Origin of the sequence: Rheinheimera texasensis, assembly GCF_964031785.1 — a bacterium.
In the GTDB taxonomy this organism is placed as follows: domain Bacteria; phylum Pseudomonadota; class Gammaproteobacteria; order Enterobacterales; family Alteromonadaceae; genus Pararheinheimera; species Pararheinheimera texasensis_A.
This window is the reverse complement of sequence record NZ_CAXIRE010000018.1, coordinates 1-26,962: the sequence shown is the minus strand read 5'-3', so window position 1 is coordinate 26,962 and position 26,962 is coordinate 1. Positions and strand designations below refer to the sequence as shown.

The following is a 26,962-nucleotide window of genomic DNA, read 5'->3' as shown; positions in this document are numbered from 1 at the left end:
CGCGACGCCAACAGATTGGCGTTACGAACTCCCTGATTCACCATACCGTACATCCTGTACATAAAAAAAAACAGGCCTGCGAACAGGCCTGCTTTGGCATGACTCAGAGCGCAGCCTTTAATCGTTGGTGCGCAGCACGTCGATTTCGCCGTTGCGGGTCTGCAGAATTAAATAGTCAGATGTCGTGACAGCTTCGGTGTAAAACCCAGAGCTGTCAAACTCGTGCCGCGCCAGGTATTCGCCTTTGTCGCGGCTGAACCAATGCAGATTGCCTTCATTGTCGCCAACGACCACAAAGTTTTTGTACACGGCCGGGCCTGTGACAAAATGTTTGTGCAGCGTCTGCTGTGACCAGATCTCCAACCCATTACGGCTATCCACAGCATAAAGTTTGCCTGTTGAATCAACCAGATAAATGATGTTGTCGACCACTGTCATGTCGCGGAAACTGGCGTAATCCCGCTTCCATAGCGTCCGGCCGGTCCGCAGCTCCATCGCAACCAGCTGGCCATTGTAAGCAATTGCGTAGATTGTACCATTTTGTACAACCGGTGTCGCATCGACGTCGATGATCCGTGCCAGATCAGTCGAACCTTTAGCGACAGCAACCGCTTCTTCCCAGGCAGGGGCGCCTTGCTCAGAGATCAGCACACCGACTTTACCGTTACCAGTGCCATAAACCACACCACCAGCCGCTGGCGCTACCTCAGAAATACCACGCAAAGTCAGCAGCGCGTTTTCTGATTCATGCATCCAGCGTTGCTCACCAGTGTCGGGCTGCAGCGCAAAAATACGACCACCACCGGTGTTCACCAAGACAAAGCCTTCACCGGCCACAGGGGCTGCCAAGACTTCGCCTTTGACTTTCACCCGCCAGACTTTTTCACCGGTTTCCGGATTCAGCGCAACGACTTCACCGTCTTCAGTGCCGACCAGCACCTTGTCAAAACCAACGGCTACACCGCCAGCCAGCTTGGCATTGCGTTCATTCCACCAGTGGCTGATACCACCAAACATCGGCGCATCGTCACCATCGCGTAAATCGTAACTCCACAGCTTATCGCCATTTTGCAGATTAAAGGCCACCACTTCGCCTTTGCGGCTGGCAACAAAGACTTTGTCACCAAAGACTGCTGGTTTGATGTTGGAATCGTAGTGTTCGATACCGTCACCAACAGAGCTGCTCCAGACATAATCTGGTTCTACTTTATTGTCGATTTCCGGAAGGATCAGTTCTTCTTCATCTTTGGACGAGCAGGCCGCCAGCGTCAGCGCTAACAGAGCCGGCACCAACAAGGTACGCACAGATAACTTCACAGCAACCTCTTAGCCGGCAACGTGGGCCAGTTCGTTCAGTTTGACATCCAGTAACGGGTTTTTACCGGCTTCGGAGCCAGCCTGAGCTGCTTTATAGGCAGCCAGTGCAGCGACTTCGTCACCGGATTTCAGTAACACGTCGCCTTTCAGTTCGTTTTGCTGCGCCGCAAAAGCAGCCGGCATGGTTGCGCTTAAAGTAGCCAGCGCTTCTTTGTATTTAGCCTGCTCTGCCTGAACTCGCGCCAGACGCAGCTGCGCGACCGCCAGTACTTCCGGCACTTTACTGCTGCTAATCACAGCGCTCAGCTGCAGCTCAGCTGCTGCATAATCTTTCAGTACCACAGCTTCTTTGGCTGCCAGCAGCGCGGTCAGATGGCTATAATTTGAATCTTTGTGATCGGCGATAAATTTTTGCGCATCAACCAGCCAGGCTTTTTTGTCTGTGCCTTCAGCAGTCGACTTTTCGACCAGCACCGCATAAGCAGCAGACTGAGATTCCTGAGCTTCCAGTTGCTTGGCCTGATAATAGCGGAAGCCATATAAGCCGCCGAGGCCAATCACGATACCGGCAGCAATTGACAGACCGTGTTCATGGAAAAAGCGTTTAATCGCTTCGACTTGTTGTTCTTCGGTATTATAAATTTCCATCAGGAACTCCGTTAAACCTGGGCCAGCACTGCGGCCAGATCTGCAATATGGACAGTTTGTTGTGGGTGATCAGCGCGTAACCATTTGACAGTGACCTGCCCGGCTGCCAGTTCGTCGTCGCCAAGCAACAGACCTACAGCAGCACCGGATTTGTCCGCGCGTTTTAATTGTTTCTTCAGATTACCACCGCCACAATGCAACATGACGCGTTTACCCGGCAGGGCTAAACGCAGCTGTTCGGCAACAGAAACTGCGGCAAGTTCCGCAGCCTCACCCAGTGGCATCAGATAAACGTCAGCAGCATTGCTGACGGCCGGCAACAGCGGCAGGCTTTGCAATAACAACACCAGCCGCTCTAAACCTAAACCAAAACCAACAGCCGGCGTGGCTTTGCCGCCGAGCTGTTCAACCAGACCGTCGTAACGGCCACCGGCACAGACAGTGCCTTGCGAGCCTAAGTTAGTGGTGACCCACTCAAACACGGTTTTGTTGTAATAATCCAGGCCACGTACCAGACGCGGATTGATGGTGTACTCAATACCGGCGGCACGTAAACGGGCTTGTAAGCCTTCAAAATGCTGTTTGGATTCTTCATCGAGATGGTCAAGCAACTGTGGCGCTTTGGCCAGCATCTCAGCCATGGCTGGATTTTTGCTGTCCAGCACCCGCAGCGGATTGCTGTATAACCGACGTTGGCTGTCTTCATCCAGCAGTTCTTTATGCTGTTCCAGATACGCCACCAGCTTATCGCGGTATGCGGCGCGGGCTTCATTGGAACCCAGTGAATTCAGCTCCAGCCGCACATAAGGTGTCAGGCCAAGCTGTTGCCATAAACGGGCTGACACCAGAATGACTTCGGCGTCGATATCCGGGCCCTGCATGCCAAACACTTCCAGACCAAACTGGTGGAACTGGCGATAGCGGCCTTTCTGCGGGCGTTCGTGGCGGAACATCGGGCCCATATACCATAGCCGCTGTTCCTGGTTGTACAGTAAACCGTTTTGGATGCCAGCACGGACACAACAAGCAGTGCCTTCCGGTCTTAACGTCAGACTATCACCATTGCGATCGGCAAAGGTGTACATCTCTTTTTCAACGATGTCAGTGACTTCACCAATCGAGCGTTTAAACAGTTCGGTCATTTCGACGATTGGAAAACGGATCTCGTCATAGCCATAGCTGTTCACCGTCTGGCGGATCATCTGCTCTACATACTGCCACACCGGGGTATCCTGCGGCAGGCAATCATTCATTCCGCGGATAGCTTGAATTTCTTTAGACACTTAAATACCTGAATATCTTAAATTTATTCTACGTTCTTCACATCGATCAGCTGCTTCTGCGCGGCAAGGTACATGCGCACCTGCTGCTCCAGCTGTTCGGCGACAGATTCATTATCAATCCGCAGCTTCTGCCGCTCGCCTTTGAGATAAAAACCGCTTTTTTTGCTGGCTCCCGCCACGCCGAGATCTGAGATTAGTGCCTCACCCGGTCCGTTGACCACGCACCCTATCACAGATACGGTCAGCGGGTCGACCACATCTTCCAGCCGCTGTTCCAGCTCGTTCATGGTTTTGATCACATCAAATTCCTGCCGTGAACAACTTGGGCAGGCGATGAAATTAATGCCGCGCGAACGAATGCGCAGCGATTTCAGAATATCAAAACCGACTTTCACTTCTTCCACCGGGTCAGCCGCCAGCGAAATGCGCAGCGTGTCGCCAATGCCTTCTGCCAGCAACATGCCTAAACCAATGGCTGATTTGACCGCGCCAGCGCGGGCGCCGCCGGCTTCAGTGATCCCCAGATGCAGCGGCTGCTCGATTTGTTTGGCTAATAAACGATAAGCACCAACAGCCAGAAACACATCTGAAGCTTTGACGCTGACTTTAAACTGGTCAAAGTTCAGCCGGTCCAGAATTTCGACATGGCGCATCGCCGATTCGACTAACGCAGCCGGTGTCGGTTCACCATATTTTTCCTGAATATCAGCTTCCAGCGAACCACCGTTCACACCAATCCGGATTGGAATATTGTGAAAACGCGCGGCATCCACCACGGCGCGGATGCGGTCTTCACGACCGATATTGCCTGGATTAATCCGCAAACAATCCGCACCATATTCGGCCACCTGCAGGGCGATGCGATAATCAAAATGGATATCGGCGACTACAGGAATAGGCGACTGTTGTTTGATCAGCTTAAATGCTTCCGCCGCGTCCATAGTTGGCACCGACACCCGCACTAAATCAGCACCAGCTGCAGCGATAGCGCGAATTTGCGCCACTGTCGCATCAACATCTGTGGTGCGGGTATTGGTCATTGATTGCACAGCAATAGGTGCATCACCACCAATCAATAAAGAACCAACACGGATTTGTTTTGATTTGCGGCGGATAATTGGATTTTCAGCGTACATCTTATTCGGACCCGGTTAGTGTCAGGCGCACGACCTGACCTTGCTTATAGCCTGATAAATCAAGAGTTTTCCCACTGAGTGACGCAGTCACTGCAGTAGGATCACCGAAAGTAACTTTGAATGGCGCAGTGCCTGTTAACGTCAGGCTCTGACCGCTATTTTGCATATTGTACGCGAGCCGTTTGCCACTACCATCTGTCACGGCAACCCAACACTGGGCACTGAATTGCAGCTGCAAAGTCAGAGTCCCGGCGACGGCCACTTCGGGCTGTAAACCAGCTGGCTCTGTTGCAGTATCTGTCGTGCTGGCAGTGCCTGCGTTGTTCGCGCCTGCAGTTGTCAGGTCACCGGTAGCAACAGCAGGCGCGATTGCAGCTTCTGTCGTGTTAACAGGCGTCGTGGTCTCTGCTTGTGTCTCTGGCACTGGCTGATTTAAGCTTGCATCAACCACAACAGGTGTGTCTGCCGGAGCTAAGGCTGAGTTCGCCACGGATTGTTGCGGGTTGGATAGCGCCGGCGTGCTTACTGGCGATTCGGCCATCTCAGAGGTTGCAACCGCTTCAGGAGCCAGAGAGGACGGCACGGGGTCTGACGACTTGATGACGACCGCACTTTGAGCTGACTGTGGCTGCGTGCCAATCACCGTACTGTCCGATTCGGGCAACATAGCGACCGGCTGTTCATTCAGCATATGCGTCTGCCAGAACCAAATCAGAAACAACCCAATCAGTAACACCAGCAGAAAATAAGTCGCCAGCATAAAACGGTTTTCAGCAGCGTCGCGACTCGCCTTGTTCGAAAAGCTGTGTAGCGTAGCGCTGGCCTGCGGCAACGTCGCCAGTTGCTGGTCAAACTGCGCCAGCAAGTCGGCTTCATCCAGCTTGAGTAAACGAACATAGTGGCGTAAATACCCACGGATAAACGTCGGCGCCACCTGCGGGTCCCATTCGCCGCTTTCCAGCTGCCGGATCACCACAGCTTTCAGATTCAGCTGCGTTGCAGCCTGCTCCAGGCTCAGGCCCAGCGCTTCCCGGCGTTGACGCAACAACGCGCCGGCGTCAGCAAATGCGACCGGCGCCGTCATAGACCAGTCTCCGCCGGGTCGTGCAATAAGATCGTCTGACCTGGAGTCAGCACTGCATCAGTCGGTAGCTGATTCCAGGCGGCCAGTTGCGCCAGCGCCAGGTTAAATTTGTAGGCAATACTAAACAAGGTATCGCCATCCAGTGCCAGATATTCACGCGGAATTTGCCGCGCATCAGACAGACGCAGCACCTGGCCGGCTTTTAAATCACCCGGATCAGCCAATTGGTTCAGGCGCTGTAATTCGGAAACGCTGAGGCGGTATTTGCTGGCAATGCGGAACAATGTCTCGCCATATTGCACTTTGTGCGTGGCAGGTGCCTGCGCTGTGGTTTCAGTGGTCGCTGTTACGGCTGTTGTTCCAGTCGGCGCGGCCGGTACGGCAGAAACTGGCGGAGCGACAGGGACTGGGACGGCGGTGGTCTCAGGGACTACATTGGCAGTGCCAACTGAAGCCGCTGCAGACATCGCAGGTTCAGGTGTTCGCTCCATCAACTGTGGACCGGTCTCCGTGGTTAAACCAAAAGCTTCTGAATCCGGATTCACGCCAGTTTTACGCTTGACCACTTTGATTTTTGGGGTTGCTGCCGGTTTCGCCACCAGATCAGCCGGCTCCAGCCCAAGCAAGCTGGCTTTATATTGCTGACGTAATTTTTCCGGCGCTGAAGCGCTGAAATCGGCCGACAGCATCCAGGCGGTTTCCGGCGCAGTCGGATAAACCGATAACATAAATTTTTCAGTGGTTTGTTGCTCGGTTTTGTCATCGAGCTGATAGGCAATCATGTAACGCAGTAACGTTGCCTGTGGTGACACTTGCCCCAGCTCCTGCAGGCGTTTTTGCCAGATCCGCGCTTTTTCCAGGTCACCTTTGGCATAGTTCAGCATCGACAGGTTGTAGACAATGGAGTGCTTCACACCATTATGACGCAAGGCCTGTTCCAGATATTGCTGGTATTTATCAAAGTCTTTACGGCCCAAAGCGCAAAACGCCAGATTCTCATAACTGTCCGCCACCCGGATATAACCGGGCCGTTTCACTGCGGCCAGCAGTAACTCTTCAGCTTCATCAAACTTATTGATTTGGCATAGAAAAGCGCCAAAATTGTTATAAGTATCGGCGTTATTATGGTCTTTACGCAGCGCATCGCGGTACGCATCTTCTGCCTGCTCCAACTCGCCGACCTGCTGGTAATAATACGCCAGCGCGTTATCGACTTCCGGCATGTCCGGCGCCAGTTCGCGGGCTTTTTCCAGATTAAAGCGGGCTTGTGAGGTTTCGCCGCGTTGCAGGTAATTCAGCCCCAGCGACAAACGGGTGCGGGCAATCTGTTTGTTGTCGGTTGGACGTTCACCTGGAACTTTGCTGTCGACAATAGTTGACTCCGAGACGCAACCAAATAGCAGCGTACTACAGAGTCCAATACCAGCAAGCCAACTAAAACGCATAACTGATTGCCTGTCCTTGTCTTTTCAGACCATTTTTACTGAAATTTCCTCACCTTTCATCTGTTTTTTTACCAGACGTTTGGTGCGATCGATGACATCACCGACCAGCTGACCACAGGCGGCATCAATATCGTCGCCGCGGGTCTTGCGCACTATGACAGTAAAGCCATATTCCTGCAGAACTTTATTAAACCGATCGATGCGGGAATTGCTGGAACGCTTGTAAGGCGAGCCCGGATAAGGGTTAAACGGGATCAGATTGATTTTAGACGGAGTGTCTTTCAGCGCTTTGGCCAGTTCATGCGCCTGGTCCATGCTGTCGTTGATGCCTTCAAGCATCACATATTCGACTGTCACTTTATCGTTGGCACGGGAACCATCGACGTAACGTTTGGCTGCGGCGAGGAATTCTTCCATCGGATATTTTTTGTTCACCGGCACCAGTTCATCGCGCAGTGTGTTGTTCGGCGCGTGCAACGAAATCGCCAACGCCACATCGATTTTATCTTTGAGCAGGTCCAGTGCCGGCACGACGCCGGAAGTAGATAAAGTGACGCGCCGCTTGGACAGACCAAAACCATAGTCTTCCATCATCAGTTCCATCGCTGGTACCACATTATTGAGGTTCAGCAGCGGCTCGCCCATGCCCATCATCACCACGTTGGTGACCGGTTTTTCACCGGTGTCGCCATAACTGCCAATGATTTGGCCAACGCGCCAGACCTGACCGATAATTTCTGACACCGTCAGATTGCGGTTAAAGCCCTGCTGTGCGGTTGAACAGAACGAACAATCCAGCGCACAACCGACCTGCGAAGAGACACACAAAGTGCGGCGGTCTTTTTCCGGGATCCAGACCGTCTCCACTTCCTGGCCACCTTTGAGGCCCATGACGAATTTGATAGTGCCGTCAGCACTGTCCTGACGGGTCACAACTACAGGGGCTTCGATCACCGAATAGCGTTTGAGCTTCTCGCGTAACACTTTGTTGATATTCGTCATTTTATCGAAATCATCGACGCAGAAGTGATAAATCCATTTCATCAGTTGGTCGGCGCGAAAGGCTTTTTCCCCTAATGACACCATAAATTCTTTCATCTGCTCACGGGTCAGATCGAGTAAATTGATTTTCTGTTCAGGATTTAGGGTCATGGTTCACTCCGATGGCAGCGTTGCTGCAATCTAACTTGCTGGATGTATCGCGGCGATTTGGTCTGGCATCTGCATGGGTTTCTGGCATATGACAGACAAAATCGTCTCTGGTTCTTTGGCGCTCGCCAGATCAGGCAAAAAGGGGCATCAGCCCCTTCTGCTCTGTTGCAATGGTTCAGACTGGCCAAACAGGCCCGGCTGAAGCCTGAATGCAATTAACGGGTACGACCACAAACTTCAGCATCGCTGAAGAAGTAAGCGATTTCACGGGCAGCTGAAGCAGCAGCGTCAGAACCGTGTACCGCGTTTTCGTCGATGCTGGCAGCGTAGTCAGCACGTAAAGTACCGGCTGTAGCATCTTTTGGATTGGTTGCGCCCATGATTTCGCGGTTTTTACGCACTGCGTCTTCACCTTCCAGTACCTGGATCATTACCGGGCCTGAAGTCATGAAAGAAACCAGTGCATTGAAGAATGGGCGCTCTTTGTGTTCTGCGTAGAAACCTTCAGCCTGTTCACGGCTCAGGTGCAGCATTTTAGCAGCAACGATACGCAGACCTGCAGATTCGAAACGGTTGTAGATAGCACCGATCAGGTTTTTTGCGACTGCATCTGGTTTGATGATTGAGAAAGTACGTTCTAAAGCCATGTCAGACTCCCTTAAAAATAACAGTTGAAAATTTAGCGGTCGCGAATTATACGCGATCAGTTCCGCCTTGCCTATGCTTTCCGTCACTGCGACAAATCGCGGTAAAACGGGTTAAAGCACAGTGCCCGAACTTTGTGACTCTTTGCCTGCTAAACAACTAGTTAGACGTCAGTCATACGGCCTGAGCCAGACCTGGTAAATATTCAGAGTGCAGCAGGCTGCAAAAACAGAAAAACCGGCATCAGCCGGTCTTTCTCGCAGGTTAAACAGTCAGATCAGTTAAAACTTACCGACGACTTTGACCGATGCATCAACCGAAGCGGCGTCGATGTAACCAATCGCCGATGCGTCTGCCGCAACCGCAGCTTTGACATCAGCATCAGATGCCAGCTCTTTAGGTGGGGTGCCCTTACCGGTAAATACCAGCTTGGACCAATAAGCTTTCATCTGACTAGACGATTTGCCTAACACTTTGCTGTCAAATTCAGCACGAGCCGGCGCACCTTCCGCCAAATTTAATGGCGTGGCCTTGCTGCCGCTACTGAAGGTTGTACCGCGTCCGGTAAACAAACGACTAATCTCGGCCTGATCCAGGCTGGCCGCATTCGATGGATGCACTACTACAGCAACCTCAGCGGTGGCAACAGCCGACGATAAAACCAATGGAATAGCTACAAATTTCAACCAGTTCATGGTTTTCTCCACTCTTAGAATACTAAATCAATGCCGAAAGTAATGGCTTTGCTGTCACCTGCGACCATCTGGCCGTTAATGCCATCATCGGTAACATCGTCATATTGCACTTTAAATGCAGCCGAACTATGAAAATCCCAGCGCGCACCGACGCTGGCAGTGCTATGCATTTCCGACTCAGAATCAAAATCTGCGAAGGAGACAAAAGGCGTCCACTGACCAATCCGATAGCCGGCTGACAGCAGATAAGTGTCGAAATCACCGCCATCCAGCGTCAGACGGTTAAATTCGGTCAGCACCACCCAATTGTTGTAATCGACGTTCGCCGACACGCCGGCAAACTTGCCACGACGCGAATCGTCACCATCCCAGGTCACTTGTACGCCGTTGCGGTAGCGCTCGTTCTGATAGGTCATGTACGTAAAACGCAGGTCCAGCCAGTCACGATTCAGACTCAGCACACCACCGACGATATTTTTCCAGATCTCCCGGATGGGCTGCGAGCCGAAAAACTCCGACAACAGTTTGTTTTCAGTATCATCCTCACGGCCGGTATAAATATTGCCGGACACAGTCCAGTCGTTGACCTGATAGTTAAACTGCGCGTTGACGCCGTTGTAGTTAAAGATCTGCCAGGTGTAGTTGTCGGCAGCCGGCCGGATCCACAGATAGGCGTAGCTGACATCAAAAAAGTCAGAATAATAATACAGCGGTAAGCGTTTTTTACCGGCCTGTAAGGTCCAGTGCTCGTTCAGCACATAGGACAAATAAGCCCATTCAAACTCGGCATTAAAATCGTCAGCCCCCCGCCCAACCAGCTGCGCTGTGGCAGACAGACCTTCGGTCAGATCGGCGCTGATTTGCAGACCATATTTTGAATCTGGCTTAAAGCTCCAGTCTTCTTCATAAAAACCGACTATTGGGTAGTTGGCCAGAAAGGTCGGTTCCAGACCAAATTCCGGCACGCCCTCACCGCTCAGCACCTTGCCGCCAACAACGGATGCAAACCCGGAGATATCGACTTCAGCAACTGAGCTGGTGCTGACCAGCGCTGTGCATAAACCTAACGCGACTAAAGACTTCTTCATAGAGACGTTCCTCCAATCAATGCTGCTGCCTCAGACTGACAGCCTTAAAATACCAGGTCGACACCCATTGTCAGCAGACGATCTTTGTCCAGGGTGTAGTTGTCCTTTGCTGAACTCAGCTGTAGTTTGAACGCAGCTGAAGGGTGGAAATCGTAGCGCAGGCCGAAACTCCAGGTGTCGCGATCCGCCAGCTGGCTTTCGACAACCCCGGCGACTGTCGCTAACAGTGGCACTTGCGGCGGGATTGCTTTGTAAATCGCAGATTTGCTGGTGTCGTCGTCTTTTTCGTAGGAGATGTATGGTGTCACCGCATCAAAGCGCCGGCCAACCGAGACGAAATAGGCATCGCGGTCAGCCATGTAGGAATTCTTCACTTTCACGTTGGTGTATTCGGTCACAGCGACCCAGTTATTGCGGTCGTAACTTAAGCCAAAACCAAAGAATGTGCCTTCGTCTTCATTAAAATCAATGTCGCGGGCGACTGCGCCAAAACCAAAGGTATTCAGCGCGTTAAACAGTGGTGTCAGCGCCGTCGCATTGATAGTGACATCCGCCATGAAATACGCGACACGGGCACTTAACCAGTCATTCGATAATTCCCAGGAACCGCCGCGGATATCCTGGACTTTACTGCGTGATAAAGCCCCATTGACTGAAATATCGCCCTCATATGCGCCATATACTAACTGGACGTTGGACGTCATATCGGCAATTGAGGTGGAGTGATACAACGAAATACCATCCATCGTATCAAACTCAACATCGTAGACAGCGCGTGGCGTCCGGGCCCAGTCAAAAGCGTAACCGACATCGAGGTAATCAGAATATTTGTAGAAAGGAATACGGAAACGGCCGGCGTTCAGACGTAAATCGTCGTTCAGCTGATAACTCAGAAAAGCCCAGGCAAATTTTGCGTCGAAATCCTCTGCACCTTTGGCCATCAGCTGTGCCATTACAGATAATTTATCGCCTAAATCAGATGACAGTTGGACAGCAAATAAGGATTCATTTTTAAATTCGATGTCGTTGGTATAGTCATACAACGTATCGTCATTGCCGGTAGTCATCCCACCTTTGACCGATGCAAAGCCGTTAATTTTAACTTCTGCCATTGCAGCAGATGACAACAAACAAGCAGCAGAAACGCACAATCCGATCAGAGTCTTTTTCATTCAAACAATCTCCAGACTTACAGCGATATTTTTCAACCAGCTTAGTTCACCGAAGTAAAAAAACCAGAAAATTCAGAACTATAAATTTAAGTTCCATCAACGGCGAAAAAAATTTTTGCGGACTTTATATGAGAAATCAGAGACTTACAAGAATCATCTACTGCAGGAACAAAAAAGCCTGCAACAGCAGGCTTTGGTGGAATAAAAACAGGGAAAATGTACCTAAAATCAATGACCTTCGCTAACCATGTTAATAGTGTACTTCGGAATTTCCACCACCAGGTCAGCATCTGCGACACGAGCCTGACAGCCTAAACGCGACTCCGGTTCCAGACCCCAGGCCTTGTCCAGCATGTCTTCTTCCAGCTCGTCGCTTTCATTCAAAGAATAAAAGCCTTCGCGCACGACCACATGACAAGTGGTACAAGCGCACGACTTTTCGCAGGCATGTTCAATCGAAATGCCGTTTTTCAGCGCCACATCCAGGATAGTCTCACCGGCCTTGGCTTCTAACGCAGCACCATCCGGGCATAATTCCGGGTGTGGCAAAAATATAATCTGGGGCATATCAGACCTCGTCGACTTTATGACCCTGCAGCGCCAGCCGGATAGACATGTCCATGCGCCGTGCAGCAAAATCGTCGGTTAAATGATTAGTGTGTTCGATCGCCGCTTTAATAGCGGCAGTGTCTTCACCGGTCGCCAGTTGCTGCAACTGATGTAATGACTGTTCAATGTGATGTAATTCAGCGGACGACAACAGATGCGCATCGGCACTTAAAGCGGCGCTGACCGCTTCATAGACTCGATTGGCTTCAACCTGCTGCTCTCGCAATAAACGCAGCTGCATATCTTGTTTGGCGTATAACATCGAATTTTGGATCATCTGCGCAACCTGGTCATTGCTCAGGCCATAAGATGGTTTCACCTCAATCGACGCACTGACACCACTGGATTTTTCCTGCGCTGTGACACTGAGCAGCCCGTCCGCATCGACCTGAAAGGTCACACGGATATGCGCGCCGCCGGCAGCCATCGGCGGAATACCGGTTAAATCAAAACGCGCTAATGAGCGACAGTCGGCAACACCTTCACGTTCACCTTGCAGCACATGAATTGCCATCGCAGTCTGACCATCTTTAAAAGTGGTAAATTCCTGCGCCCGCGCGACCGGGATCACAGTATTGCGCGGAATGATCTTTTCGACCAGACCACCCATAGTCTCCAGGCCCAGCGACAGCGGAATCACGTCCAGCAACAAAGTGTCGCTGTCCGATTTATTGCCGACCAGTACATTGGCCTGAATCGCAGCGCCAATGGCCACCACTTTATCCGGGTCAATTGAGGTCAAAGGTTCAGTTTCAAACAGTTCAGCCACCGCCTGGCGCACCAATGGCACCCGGGTAGAACCACCGACCATCACCACTTTGGCCACGTCTGTGACATCAAGGCCAGCATCACGCAGCGTCTGTTTACAGGCGCGTAAAGTACGGCGCACTAATGGCTGGATTAACTCATCAAATTCGCTGCGGCTTAAACTGAAAGTGGTAGCAACCCCTGCAACATCCAGCTTGTAGCTATAGCTGTCGGCATTGCTTAATGCTTCTTTGATTTGCCGCGACAGTTGTAATAACTGACGTAACTGCTGATGACTGAGCTCTGTGATCCCAGCTTGCTGCTTCAGATGCAGCAGAATTTGCTGGTCAAAATCATCACCACCAAGCGCCGAATCGCCGCCGGTTGCTAAGACTTCAAACACACCACGGCTTAAACGCAGAATAGAAATATCAAAAGTGCCACCACCTAAGTCATACACGGCAATCACGCCTTCCTGACCGGAATCCAGACCATAAGCCAGCGCCGCGGCCGTCGGTTCGTTTAATAACCGCAGCACATTCAGGCCAGCCAGCCGTGCGGCGTCTTTGGTCGCCTGACGCTGCGCATCATCAAAATAAGCCGGCACTGTGATGACCACACCGGTCAGCTCACCACCGAGCGTCTGACTGGCGGTATCGGCCAGCGTGGCCAAAATCTCGGCCGACACTTCAACCGGGTTTTTCACCCCGGCGACGGTATCAAGCGCGACTAAACCTTGTTGATCGACCAGCTGATACGGCAGTTCCGCAGCATGTGCCAGCGTCTCCTGATAACCGCGGCCCATTAAGCGTTTTACCGAAATAATTGTGTTGTGCGGGTCAAGCGCCGCATCGGCCAGCGCAGCTTTACCGACGATGACTTTATCTGCGGTATAACGCACCACAGATGGCACCATGTCGTCGCCCTGGGTATTTTGCAGCGTTTTGGCTTCGCCACTGCGTACTGTCGCGACTAACGAATTGGTGGTGCCGAGGTCGATACCGGCGGCGAGTTTATGTTGGTGCGGGGCGGCGGTTTGGCCGGGTTCAGCAATTTGTAATAAGGCCATGGCGGTCAGTCTTGTGTCTGCTGTGCAATAAACTCAAGCTCTTGCTCGAGTTTAAAGAAAAATTTGAGTTTGCGGATTATATCAGCCGCTGCTAAATCCTGCTCGTGAGAGTTCCCGCCAAGCGCGCCGCTGAGGTTAGCCAGCAGCTGCTTTTTCTGCGCACGGATTTGGCGTTCGGCGTCGTCAATCACAGCATCCGGATCTGCGGCATGCGGGATCTCGGCCAGCAATTCACGCAGTTCCATTTGTTGCATTAGAAATGTGGTGTCGGTGAAACTGCGCTGCTCAGCGCTGATTTTCACGCCGCGCAATGCCAGCAAGTGTTCGGCGCGTAATAAGGGTTGTTTCAGGCTGTGGTAGCCGTCATTGATATTGGCGGCTTGTTGCACCGCCAACATGCGGTCACGCTCGGAGGCGCTGGCAAAATTATCCGGGTGGAATTGCTTTTGCAGCGCCAGATAACGGGTGCCCAACTCGGTCAGATCCACATCAAACTGCGCAGGCAGCTGAAACAACTGGAAATAATTCATTCAGGGCACCAATTTGCAACTAACCGGCATTGCACTTAAACCGTGAAGCTCTCGCCACAACCACACTCGCCATTGACGTTCGGGTTGTTGAACTGGAAGCCTTCGTTTAAGCCTTCTTTGACAAAATCCAGCTGAGTGCCGTCGATATACACCAGGCTTTTGCCATCAACGATGATTTTTAAATCGTCTTGTTCAAACACCTGATCATCATCATTCAGCTCATCAACAAATTCCAGCACATAAGCCAGACCAGAACAGCCGGTGGTTTTGACACCCACCCGCAGTCCAACGCCTTTGCCACGATTTGTCAGAAAACTGCGCACCCGCTCAGCGGCCGCGCTGGTCATGGTAATGGCCATGGCGCTTAACCTCCGTGACGTTGCTTATAATCCGCAATCGCCGCTTTGATCGCGTCTTCCGCCAGAATCGAACAGTGAATTTTCACTGGTGGCAACGCAAGTTCCTGTGCGATGTCGGTGTTTTTGATCTGGGCGGCTTCGTCCAGGCTTTTGCCTTTGACCCATTCAGTCACCAGGCTGCTCGACGCAATAGCGCTGCCGCAGCCATAGGTTTTAAATTTGGCATCTTCGATAATGCCCTGGTCATTGACCTTGATTTGCAATTTCATTACGTCGCCGCAAGCAGGTGCGCCGACCATACCGGTGGCTACTGTCGGGTCATCTTTGGCAAATGCGCCGACATTGCGCGGGTTTTCGTAGTGATCGATAACTTTGTTGCTGTATGCCATGATCTTTACCTCAATGCAGGTTGGGTTTGCGCCCCGCCCTGTGCTTAGTGAGCCACCCAGGCCACTGTATTTAAATCAACACCGTCTTTGTACATGTCCCACAGTGGCGACATTTCGCGTAATTTCGCGATTGCTTCGTGCACAATTTTGATGGTGTGGTCAATTTGTTCTGCCGTGGTGAAACGGCCAATACTGAAACGGATTGAGCTGTGTGCCAGTTCGTCAGACAAACCCAGCGCCCGCAGTACATAAGAAGGTTCCAGACTGGCTGAAGTACAGGCTGAACCGGAAGACACCGCGATGTCCTTCAGCGCCATAATCAGCGACTCGCCTTCGACATAGTTAAAACTGATATTGGTAATGCCCGGCACACGGTGCGTCGCATCGCCATTTAAAAAGACTTGTTCGATGTCTTTGATACCGTCCCACAGACGCTGACGCAGCGTGGCAAAGCGTTGATTTTCTTCAGTCATTTCCAGCTTAGCGATGCGGAAAGCTTCACCCATGCCAACGATTTGGTGCGTTGGTAAAGTACCTGAACGCATACCACGTTCATGGCCGCCACCATGGGTCTGCGCTTCTAAACGAATGCGTGGCTTACGACGCACATACAGCGCGCCAATGCCTTTTGGACCGTAAATTTTGTGGGCAGAAAACGACATCAGGTCGATTTTCAGTGTTTGCAGGTCGATGGCCACTTTGCCGGCCGCTTGTGCAGAATCGACATGGAAAATAGTGCCGTTAGCGCGGCACAGTTCGCCGATGGCAGCCACGTCTTGGATCACACCGATTTCATTGTTGACCATCATCACGCTGACGACTGTGGTGTCAGGGCGTAACGCTGCTTTGAATTTTTCCAGATCTAACAAGCCGTTGGCTTCGACATCCAGATAAGTGACTTCAAAACCTTCACGCTCTAAAGCCCGCATGGTATCCAGCACGGCTTTGTGTTCGGTGCGCAGCGTGATCAGGTGTTTGCCTTTTTTATGGTAAAACTGCGCAGCGCCTTTGATGGCCAGGTTGTTGGATTCTGTCGCGCCAGAGGTAAACACGATTTCGCGCGGGTCGGCATTGACCAGCTCGGCAATCTGACTACGCGCCACTTCAACCGCCTCTTCAGCCTGCCAGCCGAAGCGATGCGACCGGGAGGCCGGGTTACCAAAATCACCGTCCATCGTCAGGTATTGCATCATTTTTTCTGCGACCCGTGGGTCAACTGGCGTAGTCGCGGCGTAATCTAAATAAATCGGTAACTTCATGCTTGGCTCCGTCTGAAGTCTACAACTGGCAATTGACTTCAATTTCGCTGATAGGGTGTTTTAACTGGCGGCTGTCCTGCCGCTTGGCCACGCTCTGAATTTCGTGCTGGCTGACCAGCTCGCCCAGCGTGATCCGGGTCAAAAAGTCCTCGATGCGATGGCTTAGATCGCTCCATAAACTGTGGGTCAGACACTTGGCACCGCCCTGACAGTCGGATTTTCCCTGACAGCGTGTCGCATCGACAGATTCGTCGACCGCGCTAATCACTTCAGACACGCTGATTTGTTCTGCTGGTTTGCCCAACTGATAACCGCCGCCAGGTCCGCGCACACTGCTGACCAGACCCTGTTTACGCAGGCGGGCAAATAATTGTTCAAGATATGATAATGAAATTTCCTGGCGGACTGAAATGTCAGCCAAAGGTACCGGCCCTGCGGCTGCGTGCAGCGCCACATCCAGCATCGCGGTGACGGCATAACGCCCTTTCGAGGTAAGTCGCATCTGAACTCCGGAGTCCGGTAAAGGAATGGCGCCGATTGTACATTCCTGACTGATTTAGTCAAGTATTAATCCTACTAAAATAGTCAGGTATTATCCATCACAAACCGAATTTCCAAACAGCTACTGCGGCAACAAAACTGGCCGGTATTGTGCTAAATCGTCGGGTCAAACTCTTCCAGTTGTTTCTTACGCTGCTCAGCCGCCAGTCGCTCCGCTTCCCGGAACGCTTCATCATCAATATCCATAGTCGGCACTGCACTGCAGACGTTGCCGCCGAGCTGGTTCACACTCTGGCACAGCTCCGCGACTTTGTTGTCCAGGCAATGGATATGGTCCAGCATCCGGCCAATGGCATTGGCCACCGGATCCGGGTTGTCGCTCGCGACCGCATAGGCATCAAAGCCAAACTTTTTCGCCAGCTGTTGGCGTTCGGCAGTGACTTCAACGCCTTGTTTCGCGACGATCCGGCCCGGAATACCCACCACAGTGGCACCCGGCGGTACATCTTTGACCACCACAGCGTTGGAGCCGATGCGGGCATTTTCGCCGACATACAAAGGCCCGAGAATTTTTGCACCAGCGCCGATGACCACGTTATTGCCCAGCGTCGGATGGCGTTTGCCCGGATTCCAGCTGGTGCCGCCCAAAGTCACGCCATGGTACAGCGTGACGTCATCACCGATTTCCGCCGTTTCGCCAATCACCACGCCCATGCCATGGTCGATAAAAAAGCGTCGGCCGATTTTGGCGCCGGGATGAATTTCCACGCCGGTCAGCCAGCGGGCGATGGTACTTAAAAAGCGGGCTAACCATTTAAAATTGGCTTGCCACAACTGATGATTCATCCGGTGCCACCAGATGGCGTGTAAACCCGGATAATTGGTCAGCACTTCAATAAAATTACGTGCCGCCGGGTCACGCTCAAATACGCTTTTGATGTCTTCTCTGATACCTGCAAACATGAGCGGATCCTTGTCTTAATCGTCTTGCCGGCCTTGCCGGCCAAAGCGCTGCACTGAAGTTAAAATGCCACGCAGAATATTCAGTTCAGTCTCGTCCGGCCTTGCCCGGCTGAACAACCGGCGTAATTTAATCATGATGTGGCCCGGGTGCTGACGGATGATAAAACCGGTTTGATCCAATGTGGTTTCCAGATGCTGGTAAAAACCTTCCAGCTGTTCAGCCGTTGGATACTTCTCCGGCACATCCGCTGCAGGTAAGGTTTGCGCACCCAGCAGCGCCATGCGGATTTCGTAACTGACCACCTGCACCGCCATCGCCAGATTCAGCGAGGTGTAGTCGGCGTTGGTCGGGATACACAGATGGAAATTACACTGGCGTAATTCGTCGTTCGACAAGCCGTTGCTTTCGCGACCAAACACAATAGCCACCGGCCCTTGCGCGACTTCCGCCGCCACTTTTAAACCACACTGACGCGGGTCGAGCACTGCAATATCATGACTTTTTGGCTTGTGACTGGTGCCGATCACTAAAGAGCAATCGGCAATAGCTTCGCTAAGCGTGCTGACAGTGCGGGCATTGGCCAGCACATCGCTGGCGCCGGCCGACAACGCATAAGCCTGACCATCGACTTCAGTCTTGGGTGACACCAGCACCAGTTGCGACAGCCCCATCGTTTTCATTGCCCGCGCCACAGAGCCAATATTGCCGCTGTGGGTGGTTTCAATGAGGACGATACGGATCTGTGCAAACATGGGTTAAAAGTCCGGCTGCAGCCACGCCAGAATAAAAGGCATAGCGATTTAAAAAAGAGCGGCATTTTAGCATAAGGAATTCACCGATGGGCAGGAAAAAAAGATGTCTGGCCATCTAAAAGCACGGTTGTAGTCCAGCGAGCGGCATCTGACGTATTTGCCACTGCAAAGCGTTGATGGCTTTGCTAGAATAGCGCCCGTTTTCCCCCACAATAAGGATAGATCGCATGAAAGCTTTGACTTCGCTCGTGGTTATTTCCAGTTTGTTTGCTCTCTCTTCGTTCTCTGCCACTGCCAATACCGTTGATACTGCTGCCATTCAGGCCGCGGTCGACCATCCGGTGCGCAGTGCCACTAATAAGGCCCGTGACCAATATCGCCATCCGGTGGAAACACTGAGTTTCTTTGGCGTCACACCACAAAGCACTGTGGCCGAAGTTTCTCCTGGCGGCGGCTGGTATACCGAAATCCTGGCACCGCTGCTGCAACAACAAGGCAAATACTACGCCGCGCATCAGCCAAAAGATGCGACTTCAGAATATGCCAAAAAGACCCGTGCCGATTATCTGGCGAAACTCGCCGCCAATCCGGTCTACAGCAAAGTAGAAGTGACTGAGTTCTCCGCCGCCGGTGGCAAACAAATCGCACCAGCCGGCAGTGCTGATGTTGTGCTGACTTTCCGCAACCTGCACAACTGGTACATGGCTAAAGGTGATGAAAGCCTGCTGACGGCATTTAAATCTTTCCACACTGCGTTAAAACCAGGTGGTGTACTCGGCGTGGTGGAACATCGCCTGCCGGAATCTAAGCTGAATTCGAACTGGAAAGAATCCGGTTATATGCCGCAAAGCCTGGTGATTAAACTGGCCGAACAGGCTGGTTTTGTGCTGGAAGGCAGCAGCGAAGTGAACGCCAATCCAAAAGATACCGCTGATCATCCGGGCGGCGTCTGGGCCTTACCACCGACTTACACCAACAAAGAGCAGGATAAAGCCAAATATCAGGCTATTGGTGAAAGCGACCGTATGACCCTCAAATTCCGTAAACCTGCAACTAAATAAGTGGATAAACCGATGAAAGTTCTTGTGATTGGCGGCGGCGGCCGTGAACATGCCCTGGCCTGGAAAGCGGCGCAGTCGCCACAGGTCAGCCAGGTGTTTGTGGCGCCGGGCAATGCCGGTACTGCGCTGGAAAGCACTTTAACCAACGTCGCTATTGCGGCTGACGATGTGCCGGCGCTGCTGGCTTTTGCCAAAGCGGAACAGATTGCGCTGACGATTGTTGGCCCAGAAGCGCCACTCGCGCGGGGTGTCGTTGATGCCTTCCGCGCGGACGGTCTGCAGATCTTTGGGCCTACCCAAGGCGCTGCGCAGCTGGAAAGCTCAAAAGCCTTTGCCAAGGACTTTCTCGCCCGCCACCAAATCCCGACGGCGGCTTATCAGACTTTCACCGACATTGCTGCAGCCAAAGCCTTTGTTGTAAAAATGGGCACACCGATCGTAATTAAAGCCGATGGCCTGGCCGCCGGTAAAGGCGTGATCATTGCGCAGACCGAAGCCGAAGCTTTTGCTGCCATCGAAGATATGCTGGCCGGCAACAAGTTTGGCAGCGCGGGCAGCCGCGTAGTGGTAGAAGAGTTTCTGGTCGGTGAAGAAGCGTCTTTTATCGTGATGGTAGACGGCAAACATGCGTTGCCTTTTGCTTCATCACAAGACCACAAAGCGCGCGACGACGCCGATCAGGGCCCGAACACCGGTGGTATGGGCGCTTATTCGCCGGCTCCGGTGGTCACGCCTGCTGTACATGACTGGGTGATGCAGCACGTGATTTACCCAACAGTGCAAGGTATGGCTGCTGAAGGCCAGGTCTATACTGGTTTCCTTTATGCCGGTTTGATGATCGCGCCCGACGGTACTGCCAAAGTGCTGGAATTTAACTGCCGCTTTGGCGACCCGGAAACGCAACCTATCATGCTGCGCCTGCAGTCTGACTTAGTTGCGCTGTGCGCCGCCGCTTGTGCCGGTAAACTCGACAGCATGCAGATCGACTTTGACAGTCGTGCTGCTGTTGGTGTCGTACTGGCCGCTGGTGGTTACCCGGATGATTATCGCAAGGGCGATGTGATTGCTGGTCTGCCAACGGACGACAACCGTGAAGCCAAAGTGTTTCACGCCGGCACTGTGCTCAAAGACGGTCAGGTGCTGACGGCCGGTGGCCGTGTACTTTGTGCCACCGCTTTAGGTGCGAATGTTACGGCCGCACAACAAGCCGCTTATCAGCTGGTCGACCAAATTCACTGGGATGGCGTATTTAGCCGCCGGGATATCGGTTATCGCGCCGTGGCGCGGGAAAAGCAGCAGTAACCTTATCAACATACTGTGCGTGTAATCTTCTAAAACTGCCGGCTGATGCCGGCTTTTTTGCCAAAGCAGGATCCTATGATGCGTTTAACTTTTACTCCGCTGGCGCTGCTGTGCGCTGGCCTGAGCAGCCCGCTGCTCGCTGCCGAATGTGCTGCACCTTTTGTTGCGGTGCACGCTATTCAGGGCAATAGCGATCAAAGTCCGAAAGCCGGTGAAACCCTGACCACCCGTGGCGTGGTACTCAGTGTGCTGTACGGCGACAGTAAAAACCCACAGTTATTGCTCGGCAGTGTCGAAGCGGACCAAGACCCGGCAACTGCCGAAGCCATTCTGGTCACCGACAGCCAACAGGCGAAACAACGCCAGGCCGGTGATGTGTTGCAGTTAACCGGTACAGTGCGTGAAATGGCCGGCATGACAGCACTGACCAACATCACTGTGGCCGAATATTGCGCCCGGCAACCCCTGCCAGCCGCCACCGCAGTGACGCTGCCGCTGGCATCCGCAACAGCCTTTGAAGCCTTAGAGGGCATGCTGCTGAGTTTTCCACAGTCGCTGATCGTTAACGACAGTTACGGTTTGTCGCGTTATGGCGAACTGGTGCTGGCCAATGAACGCCTGCCGGTTGCGACCGAAGTTGCAGTGCCAGGTGATGCCTCCAAAGCGCTGATGGCAAAACAACTGCTGCAGGAAATCACTATCGATGATGCCAGCCTGAAACAAAACCCGCAGCCGGTGCGCTTCCCGACCGGCAATTTATCTGCCGACAATACAGTGCGGGTCGGTGATACCGTCAATAAACTACAGGGTTATCTGCTGCAAACCAAGGCCGGTTACCGAGTGGTGGTGAGCCAGCAGCCGGAGTTTGTTGCCAGCAATCCAAGACCGGCGGCGCCTGCCGCGAGAAAAGCCGGTGCACTGCGCATCGCCAGCTTTAACGTGCTGAATTTCTTCACCGGCGAAGGCAGCAGCCCACGTTTCCCAACCAAACGCGGCGCCAGTGATGCCAATGAGTTGCAGCGTCAACAAGCCAAAATGCTGGCAGCGCTCAGCGCTATGGATGCGGATGTGATAGGTCTTTTGGAAGTGGAAAATAACGGTTTTGGCAGCGGCAGCGCCTTAGCAACCATAGTGCAGAGCCTGAACCAGCAACTCGGCAGTGACGTTTATGCTTTTGTGCAACCCAGCGAAAAACCGGGCTCGGACGATATTATGGTGGCGATGATTTACCGTAAAGCCAGTGTGGAGCCGGTTGGCACCACGGCTGTCTACACCAAAGCGCCATTTGATAAAGGCAGCCGGCCGCCGCTGGCTCAAAGCTTCCGTCACCTCGATTCAAAAGAGCAGCTGACCGTCAGCATCAACCACTTTAAATCCAAAGGCAGTTGTCCAAAACAAAGCGGACCGGATTCAGATCTGAACGACGGTCAGGGCTGCTGGACACCAACCCGGGTCGCAGCCGCAAAAGCTTTGACCGGATGGCTGAAAACCGAACCGACCGGCATTGATACTGACTATGTGCTGCTGATGGGCGACTTAAACGCTTACCGCAAAGAAGCGCCGCTGCAGTATCTGGAGCAAAACGGCTGGCAACATCTGGCCCCCAAAGACGCAGTACATTCATCTTTTGTCTATCGCGGCCGCTCCGGCACGCTGGACCACGCTTTGGCCAGCCCGCAGCTAAAAGCCAAACTGCAGCAGTTCCACCATTGGGGCATTAATGCCGATGAACCAGCGGTACTGGATTACAACACTGAGTTTAAATCCAAAGCACAGCAACAAGAGTTGTACGCGCCAACGCCGTACCGCTCGTCTGACCATGATCCGTTGTATATGGACTTTAAGTTCTGATCTAAATAACAAAGCCCCGTCACCGGGGCTTTGTTTTATCTGCGCTACCGCTTACACACTTACACACTAAGCGCAGCCCGCACCAGCATGCTGAATACACTGATCACACCAAAGCCCCAGACAATAGAGCGCAACAAGGCATAATCCAGCAGGTAAAACAGGATAAACAGCACCCGACAGCCGACGTACAACCAGGCCAGAGTCTGCATGATGTTGTCGTAATTACCGCTGACCACACAACCAAGTACTGCTGCCAAAAACAGCTGCAGCGCCTCAAAGCTGTTGTAATGCGCGGCATTGGCGCGGGCTCCCAGCCCTTCTAGCCGTGCTTGCTGCGCACGTGGCAGGTGATTGTCATAACCGCCTAACTGATTCATTGCCCGCGCTACCGGCACCCGCGCCAGATAAGGCAGCAAAGCCACGGCAAATAACGCCCATAAAATACTGGCCATTAACTTTCCTTCTCACAGACAAAGGCCAGCACCGGCTGGACCGGGTTTAATTTGAAGCGGCTGACTTTGCCGTCACATGGTTTGGATAAATCCGCCCAGGGCAACCAGTGGTCATCGACCAGCTGGAAGATAAATTTGCCGGCGCTGACCAGCACTGTGCCCTGACTGGTGACGGCTAAATCCTGACCATTGGCCGGCATCGGTAACAAGGCTTCGGCTTTTTTGCCGCCGGCCTGATAACGCCACAACCACAGCGGGCTGTCAGCAGGCTGGCCTGGCCGTGGCGCCGTAAAGAAAAACCGGTCTGTGCTGGCCTGATATAACAAAGCCCGGCCAATGTGGCCCGCTAATGTCGTCAGTTCGCCGTCTTTGGTTCTGTAGACAGCACGGTTTGGCCCTGTGCTGTCTTCGAGTAAAAACAGCAATAAATCTTCATCTGAACCCCAGACGTGATAACCCACACCTTTGAGTTCCGGAAACAACAGCTGCTCCGTCTGGCTGTTGATTTGCCACAGCCGCTGCGTGCCGTCGGCTTCGACCCGGACGACGGAGTAGTCGCTGTCAGAGCCTGGCAGCGGTGTCGCCGAAAACTCACCAAATGGCGTGGCGCGCAGAGCTTTGCCAGCGCCGCCTTCCGTTAACAACAACCAGTGAATGTCGGTCGCCATCGGCCCTTCACCCGCTTGTGCTGTCCAGAGCAAGCGGCTGCCGTCACGGCTAAAAGCCGGCTGATTCTGGTAACCTTTTTGCTTGATAGTGCCGAGGACCTTTTGAATGGCGACGCCATGTTCGGCGCTTTGATATTGCGCGTATTGAATTTGATATTGCGGGTCCGCACTGGCACTGAGCGCCAGAAACAACGCGGCAAAACTGAACACTTTCATGAGATTCCTGCTGAATAAGTAGAAGACGACATCCGCTGCCGCTTGCTGTGACTTCACTTTATCCTTTATGGTAAAGCCAAAGCAAATCAGAACGGAGTGCGCGGATGTCACAAAAAAACCCGATTATTGCCGTGACCGGCTCCTCCGGAGCCGGGACTACCACGACTACCAACGCCTTCTCACATATCTTCCGCACTCAGGGCATAGATGCAGCTTTTGTTGAAGGCGATTGTTTCCATCGCTACAGCAGACCGGAAATGGATGTCGAAGTTCGCAAAGCGCGGGAACAAGGCCGCCATATCAGTTATTTCGGTGCTGAAGCCAATGATTTCGGCGCGCTGGAGAACTGCTTTGCCAATTATGCTGAGCATGGCAGCACGAAAATCCGCAAATATCTGCATACCTTTGACGAAGCTGTGCCTTTTAATCAGCTGCCCGGTACTTTTACGCCCTGGCAGGATATCCGCCCTGACACCGATTTATTGTTTTATGAAGGTCTGCACGGCGGTGTAGTGACTGAGCAGAACAACGTGGCGCGCCACGTCGATTTGCTGATTGGCATGGTGCCTATTATCAACCTGGAGTGGATCCAGAAAATCATGCGCGACACCAGCGAGCGCGGCCATTCACGGGAAGCGGTGATGGCCAGCATAGTGCGCAGCATGGACGATTACATCAACCACATCACGCCGCAGTTTTCGCGCACCCATATTAACTTTCAGCGTGTGCCGACGGTGGATACCTCGAACCCGTTCAGTGCTAAAGATATTCCGTCGCTGGATGAAAGTTTTGTGGTGATCCGCTTTCGCGGCATCAAACACGTCGATTTCCCTTATTACCTGCAAATGCTGCAGGGCTCTTTTATGTCACGGGTTAATACGCTGGTGGTGCCGGGCGGCAAAATGGGTCTCGCGATGGAGCTGATATTAACGCCGCTGATTGAAGAGCTGATGCTCAAACGCCGCCAGGCGCGCGGTCAGGTCAGCTGGATTGAATAAGGCTGGGATTTAACCGGGCTTAGCCCCGGTTAAACCTCACTGACCTGAAAGTCACTGAGTAGCAACTGCCAATAACCGACGCTGTGCCACTGGCCTTGTTTAAAGCCGATATCGGGTAACAAGGCCACCTGTTTCATGCCGCATTTTTCATGCAAAGCCACACTGGCCGCATTCGGCTGCACGATGCCACCCAGCGCCGCGTGGTAACCCGCGGTTTTTAACAGGCTAAACAGCTGCTGATACAGCGCATAACCGACACCACGCCCCTGTGCAGCAGGTTTCAGATAGACCGTCACTTCCACTGAATAACGATACGCCGCCCGCGTTTTCCACGGCGTGGCGTAGCAATATCCCAGCACTTCGCCGGCCACATCAGCCACCAGATAAGGCAAGCCTTGTTGCAGCACGCCGCTGATGCGGGTTGCCATCTCGTCTGCAGTCACTGGCTGCTCTTCGAAGCTGACCGCGGTATCCGCCACATAAGGATTGTAAATCGCCGCAATAGCTTCAGCATCTGCGATGGTAGCGGCGCGGATCAGCATGTCAGACTGGGGCATCAGCAAAGTCCTGTTCGCGATAGAAAGATGGCCTTACTAGTTGCAAGCAAGGCCTTCAGATTTAAGCCAAATCCGGCAGATTACGGCCATAGAATATTTCGCGCATTTCGCGTTTTACTTTTTTCGCGATAGCACGTTGTTCGTCCGCGCTGACAGAATCCACGCCGGCACCAAAGATATAGTTATCCAGCGCAAAGTCTTTTAGCATCATCTTGGTGTGGAACAGGTTTTCCTGATAGACGTTGACGTCGACCATCTGGAAGGCGTTTTTCGTCGCATCGTCCATAAAGTTCTGAATGGAGTGGATCGGGTGGTCAATGTAATGTTTCACACCGCTGACATCCCGGGTAAAACCACGTACCCGGTAATCGATAGTGACAATATCTGACTCAAAGCTGTGAATTAAGAAATTCAGTGCCTTCAGCGGTGAAATCACACCGCAGGTTGACACTTCAATATCGGCGCGGAAAGTACAGATGCCGTCATGCGGATGGTGTTCCGGATAGGTGTGCACGCAGATATGACTTTTATCCAGATGCGCCACAATAGCGTCCGGCGTCGGGCCTGCGGCTTTGTCTTCCATGGGTTCTTCACAGACCAGAATCGTCACACTGGCGCCCTGCGGATCATAATCCTGCCGCGCAATGTTGAGGATATTGGCGCCGATAATATGCACCACTTCCGACAGGATGTCGGTCAGCCGGTCGGCATTGTATTGCTCGTCAATGTAGGAAATATATTCCTGCCGCTGCTGATCGGTCTGCGCGTAGCAGATATCGTAAATACTGAAACTCAGGCTTTTGGTTAAATTGTTAAAGCCATGCAGCTTCAATTTTTCAAAAGGTTTGACCACGGTCTTCTTCTCTCCACTGAGTACAGAGTACTCAGTATAGGTTACTCAATTTCCGAACTGGCTAGAGCACCATATAGTTTAAAAAAGCGGCAGCAGCGATAAGCAGAATGGCCGCAGGCAAGGCAGATTTTTGAAGCTTTAGTGGTTCTAAAGCGAGAAA

The 26,962-nt window shown here is 52.6% G+C and carries 28 protein-coding genes; 4 read left to right on the top strand and 24 right to left on the bottom strand.

The window, feature by feature from the left end:
* Window positions 1-117 precede the first annotated feature (117 nt).
* The 20 genes from bamB to trmJ all read right to left on the bottom strand — a co-directional run bounded on the left by bamB (window position 118) and on the right by trmJ (window position 18,844).
* Window positions 118-1,317, bottom strand: coding sequence for an outer membrane protein assembly factor BamB (bamB, locus tag ABNT34_RS07660; RefSeq protein ID WP_348730315.1), 1,200 nt, complete (start codon window positions 1,315-1,317; stop codon window positions 118-120).
* Window positions 1,318-1,326: 9 nt separating this feature from the next.
* On the bottom strand, window positions 1,327-1,965 hold the full coding sequence (locus ABNT34_RS07655; RefSeq protein WP_348730313.1) for a tetratricopeptide repeat protein: 639 nt from the start codon (window positions 1,963-1,965) through the stop codon (window positions 1,327-1,329).
* A gap of 11 nt (window positions 1,966-1,976) precedes the next feature.
* Window positions 1,977-3,248 (bottom strand): histidine--tRNA ligase, encoded by a 1,272-nt coding sequence (gene hisS / locus ABNT34_RS07650; RefSeq protein WP_348730311.1) that lies wholly within the window; start codon window positions 3,246-3,248, stop codon window positions 1,977-1,979.
* Window positions 3,249-3,271: 23 nt separating this feature from the next.
* Window positions 3,272-4,384, bottom strand: coding sequence for a flavodoxin-dependent (E)-4-hydroxy-3-methylbut-2-enyl-diphosphate synthase (gene ispG, locus ABNT34_RS07645; protein ID WP_031567482.1), 1,113 nt, complete (start codon window positions 4,382-4,384; stop codon window positions 3,272-3,274).
* A 1-nt stretch (window position 4,385) separates the two neighbouring features.
* The gene (locus tag ABNT34_RS07640; RefSeq protein ID WP_348730309.1) at window positions 4,386-5,468 is read right to left on the bottom strand and encodes a RodZ domain-containing protein; all 1,083 of its coding nucleotides are present in this window, start codon (window positions 5,466-5,468) and stop codon (window positions 4,386-4,388) included.
* Window positions 5,465-6,913, bottom strand: coding sequence for a type IV pilus biogenesis/stability protein PilW (gene pilW / locus ABNT34_RS07635; RefSeq protein ID WP_348730307.1), 1,449 nt, complete (start codon window positions 6,911-6,913; stop codon window positions 5,465-5,467). The genes ABNT34_RS07640 and pilW overlap by 4 nt, the downstream gene beginning before the upstream one ends.
* 24 nt (window positions 6,914-6,937) lie before the next feature.
* A complete protein-coding gene (locus tag ABNT34_RS07630; protein WP_348730306.1) occupies window positions 6,938-8,065 on the bottom strand; it encodes a bifunctional tRNA (adenosine(37)-C2)-methyltransferase TrmG/ribosomal RNA large subunit methyltransferase RlmN in 1,128 nt (375 codons plus the stop codon).
* A gap of 215 nt (window positions 8,066-8,280) precedes the next feature.
* Window positions 8,281-8,712: a nucleoside-diphosphate kinase gene (ndk, locus tag ABNT34_RS07625; protein ID WP_031567472.1), complete on the bottom strand. Its 432-nt coding sequence runs from the start codon at window positions 8,710-8,712 to the stop codon at window positions 8,281-8,283.
* Between the two features lie 279 nt (window positions 8,713-8,991).
* On the bottom strand, window positions 8,992-9,405 hold the full coding sequence (locus tag ABNT34_RS07620) for a phosphate ABC transporter substrate-binding protein (protein WP_348730303.1): 414 nt from the start codon (window positions 9,403-9,405) through the stop codon (window positions 8,992-8,994).
* A 14-nt stretch (window positions 9,406-9,419) separates the two neighbouring features.
* Window positions 9,420-10,493 (bottom strand): hypothetical protein, encoded by a 1,074-nt coding sequence (locus ABNT34_RS07615; protein WP_348730302.1) that lies wholly within the window; start codon window positions 10,491-10,493, stop codon window positions 9,420-9,422.
* 44 nt (window positions 10,494-10,537) lie between these two features.
* On the bottom strand, window positions 10,538-11,605 hold the full coding sequence (locus ABNT34_RS07610) for a hypothetical protein (protein ID WP_348730300.1): 1,068 nt from the start codon (window positions 11,603-11,605) through the stop codon (window positions 10,538-10,540).
* A 288-nt stretch (window positions 11,606-11,893) separates the two neighbouring features.
* Window positions 11,894-12,232 (bottom strand): ISC system 2Fe-2S type ferredoxin, encoded by a 339-nt coding sequence (fdx, locus tag ABNT34_RS07605; RefSeq protein WP_348730298.1) that lies wholly within the window; start codon window positions 12,230-12,232, stop codon window positions 11,894-11,896.
* A 1-nt stretch (window position 12,233) separates the two neighbouring features.
* Entirely contained in the window at window positions 12,234-14,090 is a 1,857-nt protein-coding gene (gene hscA, locus ABNT34_RS07600; RefSeq protein ID WP_348730296.1) for a Fe-S protein assembly chaperone HscA, read from the bottom strand.
* Window positions 14,091-14,095: 5 nt separating this feature from the next.
* Window positions 14,096-14,620, bottom strand: a complete 525-nt coding sequence (gene hscB / locus ABNT34_RS07595) for a co-chaperone HscB (protein WP_348730294.1) — start codon at window positions 14,618-14,620, stop codon at window positions 14,096-14,098.
* 35 nt (window positions 14,621-14,655) lie between these two features.
* The gene (iscA, locus tag ABNT34_RS07590; protein WP_031567453.1) at window positions 14,656-14,979 is read right to left on the bottom strand and encodes an iron-sulfur cluster assembly protein IscA; all 324 of its coding nucleotides are present in this window, start codon (window positions 14,977-14,979) and stop codon (window positions 14,656-14,658) included.
* Between the two features lie 5 nt (window positions 14,980-14,984).
* Window positions 14,985-15,368, bottom strand: a complete 384-nt coding sequence (gene iscU / locus ABNT34_RS07585) for a Fe-S cluster assembly scaffold IscU (RefSeq protein WP_031567451.1) — start codon at window positions 15,366-15,368, stop codon at window positions 14,985-14,987.
* A gap of 44 nt (window positions 15,369-15,412) precedes the next feature.
* Complete coding sequence (locus ABNT34_RS07580; protein ID WP_348730292.1) at window positions 15,413-16,627, bottom strand: IscS subfamily cysteine desulfurase; 1,215 nt, start codon at window positions 16,625-16,627, stop codon at window positions 15,413-15,415.
* Between the two features lie 19 nt (window positions 16,628-16,646).
* Window positions 16,647-17,129, bottom strand: coding sequence for a Fe-S cluster assembly transcriptional regulator IscR (iscR, locus tag ABNT34_RS07575; protein WP_031567447.1), 483 nt, complete (start codon window positions 17,127-17,129; stop codon window positions 16,647-16,649).
* Window positions 17,130-17,281: 152 nt separating this feature from the next.
* Window positions 17,282-18,091: a serine O-acetyltransferase gene (gene cysE, locus ABNT34_RS07570; RefSeq protein ID WP_348730289.1), complete on the bottom strand. Its 810-nt coding sequence runs from the start codon at window positions 18,089-18,091 to the stop codon at window positions 17,282-17,284.
* Window positions 18,092-18,106: 15 nt separating this feature from the next.
* On the bottom strand, window positions 18,107-18,844 hold the full coding sequence (trmJ, locus tag ABNT34_RS07565; RefSeq protein WP_348730287.1) for a tRNA (cytosine(32)/uridine(32)-2'-O)-methyltransferase TrmJ: 738 nt from the start codon (window positions 18,842-18,844) through the stop codon (window positions 18,107-18,109).
* Window positions 18,845-19,071: 227 nt separating this feature from the next.
* Between trmJ and ABNT34_RS07560 the strand changes: the two genes are divergently transcribed.
* The 3 genes from ABNT34_RS07560 (at window position 19,072) to ABNT34_RS07550 (ending at window position 23,058) form a co-directional block, all read left to right on the top strand.
* Window positions 19,072-19,905, top strand: coding sequence for a methyltransferase (locus ABNT34_RS07560; RefSeq protein WP_348730285.1), 834 nt, complete (start codon window positions 19,072-19,074; stop codon window positions 19,903-19,905).
* Between the two features lie 12 nt (window positions 19,906-19,917).
* Window positions 19,918-21,207, top strand: a complete 1,290-nt coding sequence (gene purD / locus ABNT34_RS07555) for a phosphoribosylamine--glycine ligase (RefSeq protein WP_348730283.1) — start codon at window positions 19,918-19,920, stop codon at window positions 21,205-21,207.
* Between the two features lie 78 nt (window positions 21,208-21,285).
* The gene (locus ABNT34_RS07550; RefSeq protein WP_348730281.1) at window positions 21,286-23,058 is read left to right on the top strand and encodes an ExeM/NucH family extracellular endonuclease; all 1,773 of its coding nucleotides are present in this window, start codon (window positions 21,286-21,288) and stop codon (window positions 23,056-23,058) included.
* 59 nt (window positions 23,059-23,117) lie between these two features.
* On the opposite strand, the gene ABNT34_RS07545 is transcribed toward ABNT34_RS07550, so the two are convergent.
* Both ABNT34_RS07545 and ABNT34_RS07540 read right to left on the bottom strand, forming a co-directional pair.
* On the bottom strand, window positions 23,118-23,510 hold the full coding sequence (locus ABNT34_RS07545) for an MAPEG family protein (RefSeq protein WP_348730280.1): 393 nt from the start codon (window positions 23,508-23,510) through the stop codon (window positions 23,118-23,120).
* Window positions 23,510-24,394, bottom strand: coding sequence for a hypothetical protein (locus ABNT34_RS07540; RefSeq protein ID WP_348730278.1), 885 nt, complete (start codon window positions 24,392-24,394; stop codon window positions 23,510-23,512). The genes ABNT34_RS07545 and ABNT34_RS07540 overlap by 1 nt, the downstream gene beginning before the upstream one ends.
* A 104-nt stretch (window positions 24,395-24,498) precedes the next feature.
* On the opposite strand from ABNT34_RS07540, the gene ABNT34_RS07535 reads away from it, so the two are divergent.
* Window positions 24,499-25,392, top strand: a complete 894-nt coding sequence (locus ABNT34_RS07535; RefSeq protein ID WP_348730276.1) for a phosphoribulokinase — start codon at window positions 24,499-24,501, stop codon at window positions 25,390-25,392.
* A 29-nt stretch (window positions 25,393-25,421) separates the two neighbouring features.
* On the opposite strand, the gene ABNT34_RS07530 is transcribed toward ABNT34_RS07535, so the two are convergent.
* Entirely contained in the window at window positions 25,422-25,949 is a 528-nt protein-coding gene (locus ABNT34_RS07530; RefSeq protein ID WP_348730274.1) for an arsinothricin resistance N-acetyltransferase ArsN1 family B, read from the bottom strand.
* A gap of 61 nt (window positions 25,950-26,010) precedes the next feature.
* Window positions 26,011-26,802, bottom strand: a complete 792-nt coding sequence (speD, locus tag ABNT34_RS07525) for an adenosylmethionine decarboxylase (protein WP_348730272.1) — start codon at window positions 26,800-26,802, stop codon at window positions 26,011-26,013.
* Between the last annotated feature and the right edge of the window lie 160 nt (window positions 26,803-26,962).

What these genes read in the sequence shown, in the direction of transcription:
- ABNT34_RS07655 (WP_348730313.1), bottom strand. Translation starts at nt 1,965, where the DNA reads ATGGAAATTTATAATACCGAAGAACAACAAGTCGAAGCGATTAAACGC.
- ispG (WP_031567482.1), bottom strand. Translation starts at nt 4,384, where the DNA reads ATGTACGCTGAAAATCCAATTATCCGCCGCAAATCAAAACAAATCCGT.
- ABNT34_RS07640 (WP_348730309.1), bottom strand. Translation starts at nt 5,468, where the DNA reads ATGACGGCGCCGGTCGCATTTGCTGACGCCGGCGCGTTGTTGCGTCAA.
- pilW (WP_348730307.1), bottom strand. Translation starts at nt 6,913, where the DNA reads ATGCGTTTTAGTTGGCTTGCTGGTATTGGACTCTGTAGTACGCTGCTA.
- ABNT34_RS07630 (WP_348730306.1), bottom strand. Translation starts at nt 8,065, where the DNA reads ATGACCCTAAATCCTGAACAGAAAATCAATTTACTCGATCTGACCCGT.
- ndk (WP_031567472.1), bottom strand. Translation starts at nt 8,712, where the DNA reads ATGGCTTTAGAACGTACTTTCTCAATCATCAAACCAGATGCAGTCGCA.
- ABNT34_RS07620 (WP_348730303.1), bottom strand. Translation starts at nt 9,405, where the DNA reads ATGAACTGGTTGAAATTTGTAGCTATTCCATTGGTTTTATCGTCGGCT.
- ABNT34_RS07615 (WP_348730302.1), bottom strand. Translation starts at nt 10,493, where the DNA reads ATGAAGAAGTCTTTAGTCGCGTTAGGTTTATGCACAGCGCTGGTCAGC.
- ABNT34_RS07610 (WP_348730300.1), bottom strand. Translation starts at nt 11,605, where the DNA reads ATGGCAGAAGTTAAAATTAACGGCTTTGCATCGGTCAAAGGTGGGATG.
- fdx (WP_348730298.1), bottom strand. Translation starts at nt 12,232, where the DNA reads ATGCCCCAGATTATATTTTTGCCACACCCGGAATTATGCCCGGATGGT.
- hscA (WP_348730296.1), bottom strand. Translation starts at nt 14,090, where the DNA reads ATGGCCTTATTACAAATTGCTGAACCCGGCCAAACCGCCGCCCCGCAC.
- hscB (WP_348730294.1), bottom strand. Translation starts at nt 14,620, where the DNA reads ATGAATTATTTCCAGTTGTTTCAGCTGCCTGCGCAGTTTGATGTGGAT.
- iscA (WP_031567453.1), bottom strand. Translation starts at nt 14,979, where the DNA reads ATGGCCATTACCATGACCAGCGCGGCCGCTGAGCGGGTGCGCAGTTTT.
- iscU (WP_031567451.1), bottom strand. Translation starts at nt 15,368, where the DNA reads ATGGCATACAGCAACAAAGTTATCGATCACTACGAAAACCCGCGCAAT.
- ABNT34_RS07580 (WP_348730292.1), bottom strand. Translation starts at nt 16,627, where the DNA reads ATGAAGTTACCGATTTATTTAGATTACGCCGCGACTACGCCAGTTGAC.
- iscR (WP_031567447.1), bottom strand. Translation starts at nt 17,129, where the DNA reads ATGCGACTTACCTCGAAAGGGCGTTATGCCGTCACCGCGATGCTGGAT.
- cysE (WP_348730289.1), bottom strand. Translation starts at nt 18,091, where the DNA reads ATGTTTGCAGGTATCAGAGAAGACATCAAAAGCGTATTTGAGCGTGAC.
- trmJ (WP_348730287.1), bottom strand. Translation starts at nt 18,844, where the DNA reads ATGTTTGCACAGATCCGTATCGTCCTCATTGAAACCACCCACAGCGGC.
- ABNT34_RS07560 (WP_348730285.1), top strand. Translation starts at nt 19,072, where the DNA reads ATGAAAGCTTTGACTTCGCTCGTGGTTATTTCCAGTTTGTTTGCTCTC.
- purD (WP_348730283.1), top strand. Translation starts at nt 19,918, where the DNA reads ATGAAAGTTCTTGTGATTGGCGGCGGCGGCCGTGAACATGCCCTGGCC.
- ABNT34_RS07550 (WP_348730281.1), top strand. Translation starts at nt 21,286, where the DNA reads ATGCGTTTAACTTTTACTCCGCTGGCGCTGCTGTGCGCTGGCCTGAGC.
- ABNT34_RS07545 (WP_348730280.1), bottom strand. Translation starts at nt 23,510, where the DNA reads ATGGCCAGTATTTTATGGGCGTTATTTGCCGTGGCTTTGCTGCCTTAT.
- ABNT34_RS07540 (WP_348730278.1), bottom strand. Translation starts at nt 24,394, where the DNA reads ATGAAAGTGTTCAGTTTTGCCGCGTTGTTTCTGGCGCTCAGTGCCAGT.
- ABNT34_RS07535 (WP_348730276.1), top strand. Translation starts at nt 24,499, where the DNA reads ATGTCACAAAAAAACCCGATTATTGCCGTGACCGGCTCCTCCGGAGCC.
- ABNT34_RS07530 (WP_348730274.1), bottom strand. Translation starts at nt 25,949, where the DNA reads ATGCCCCAGTCTGACATGCTGATCCGCGCCGCTACCATCGCAGATGCT.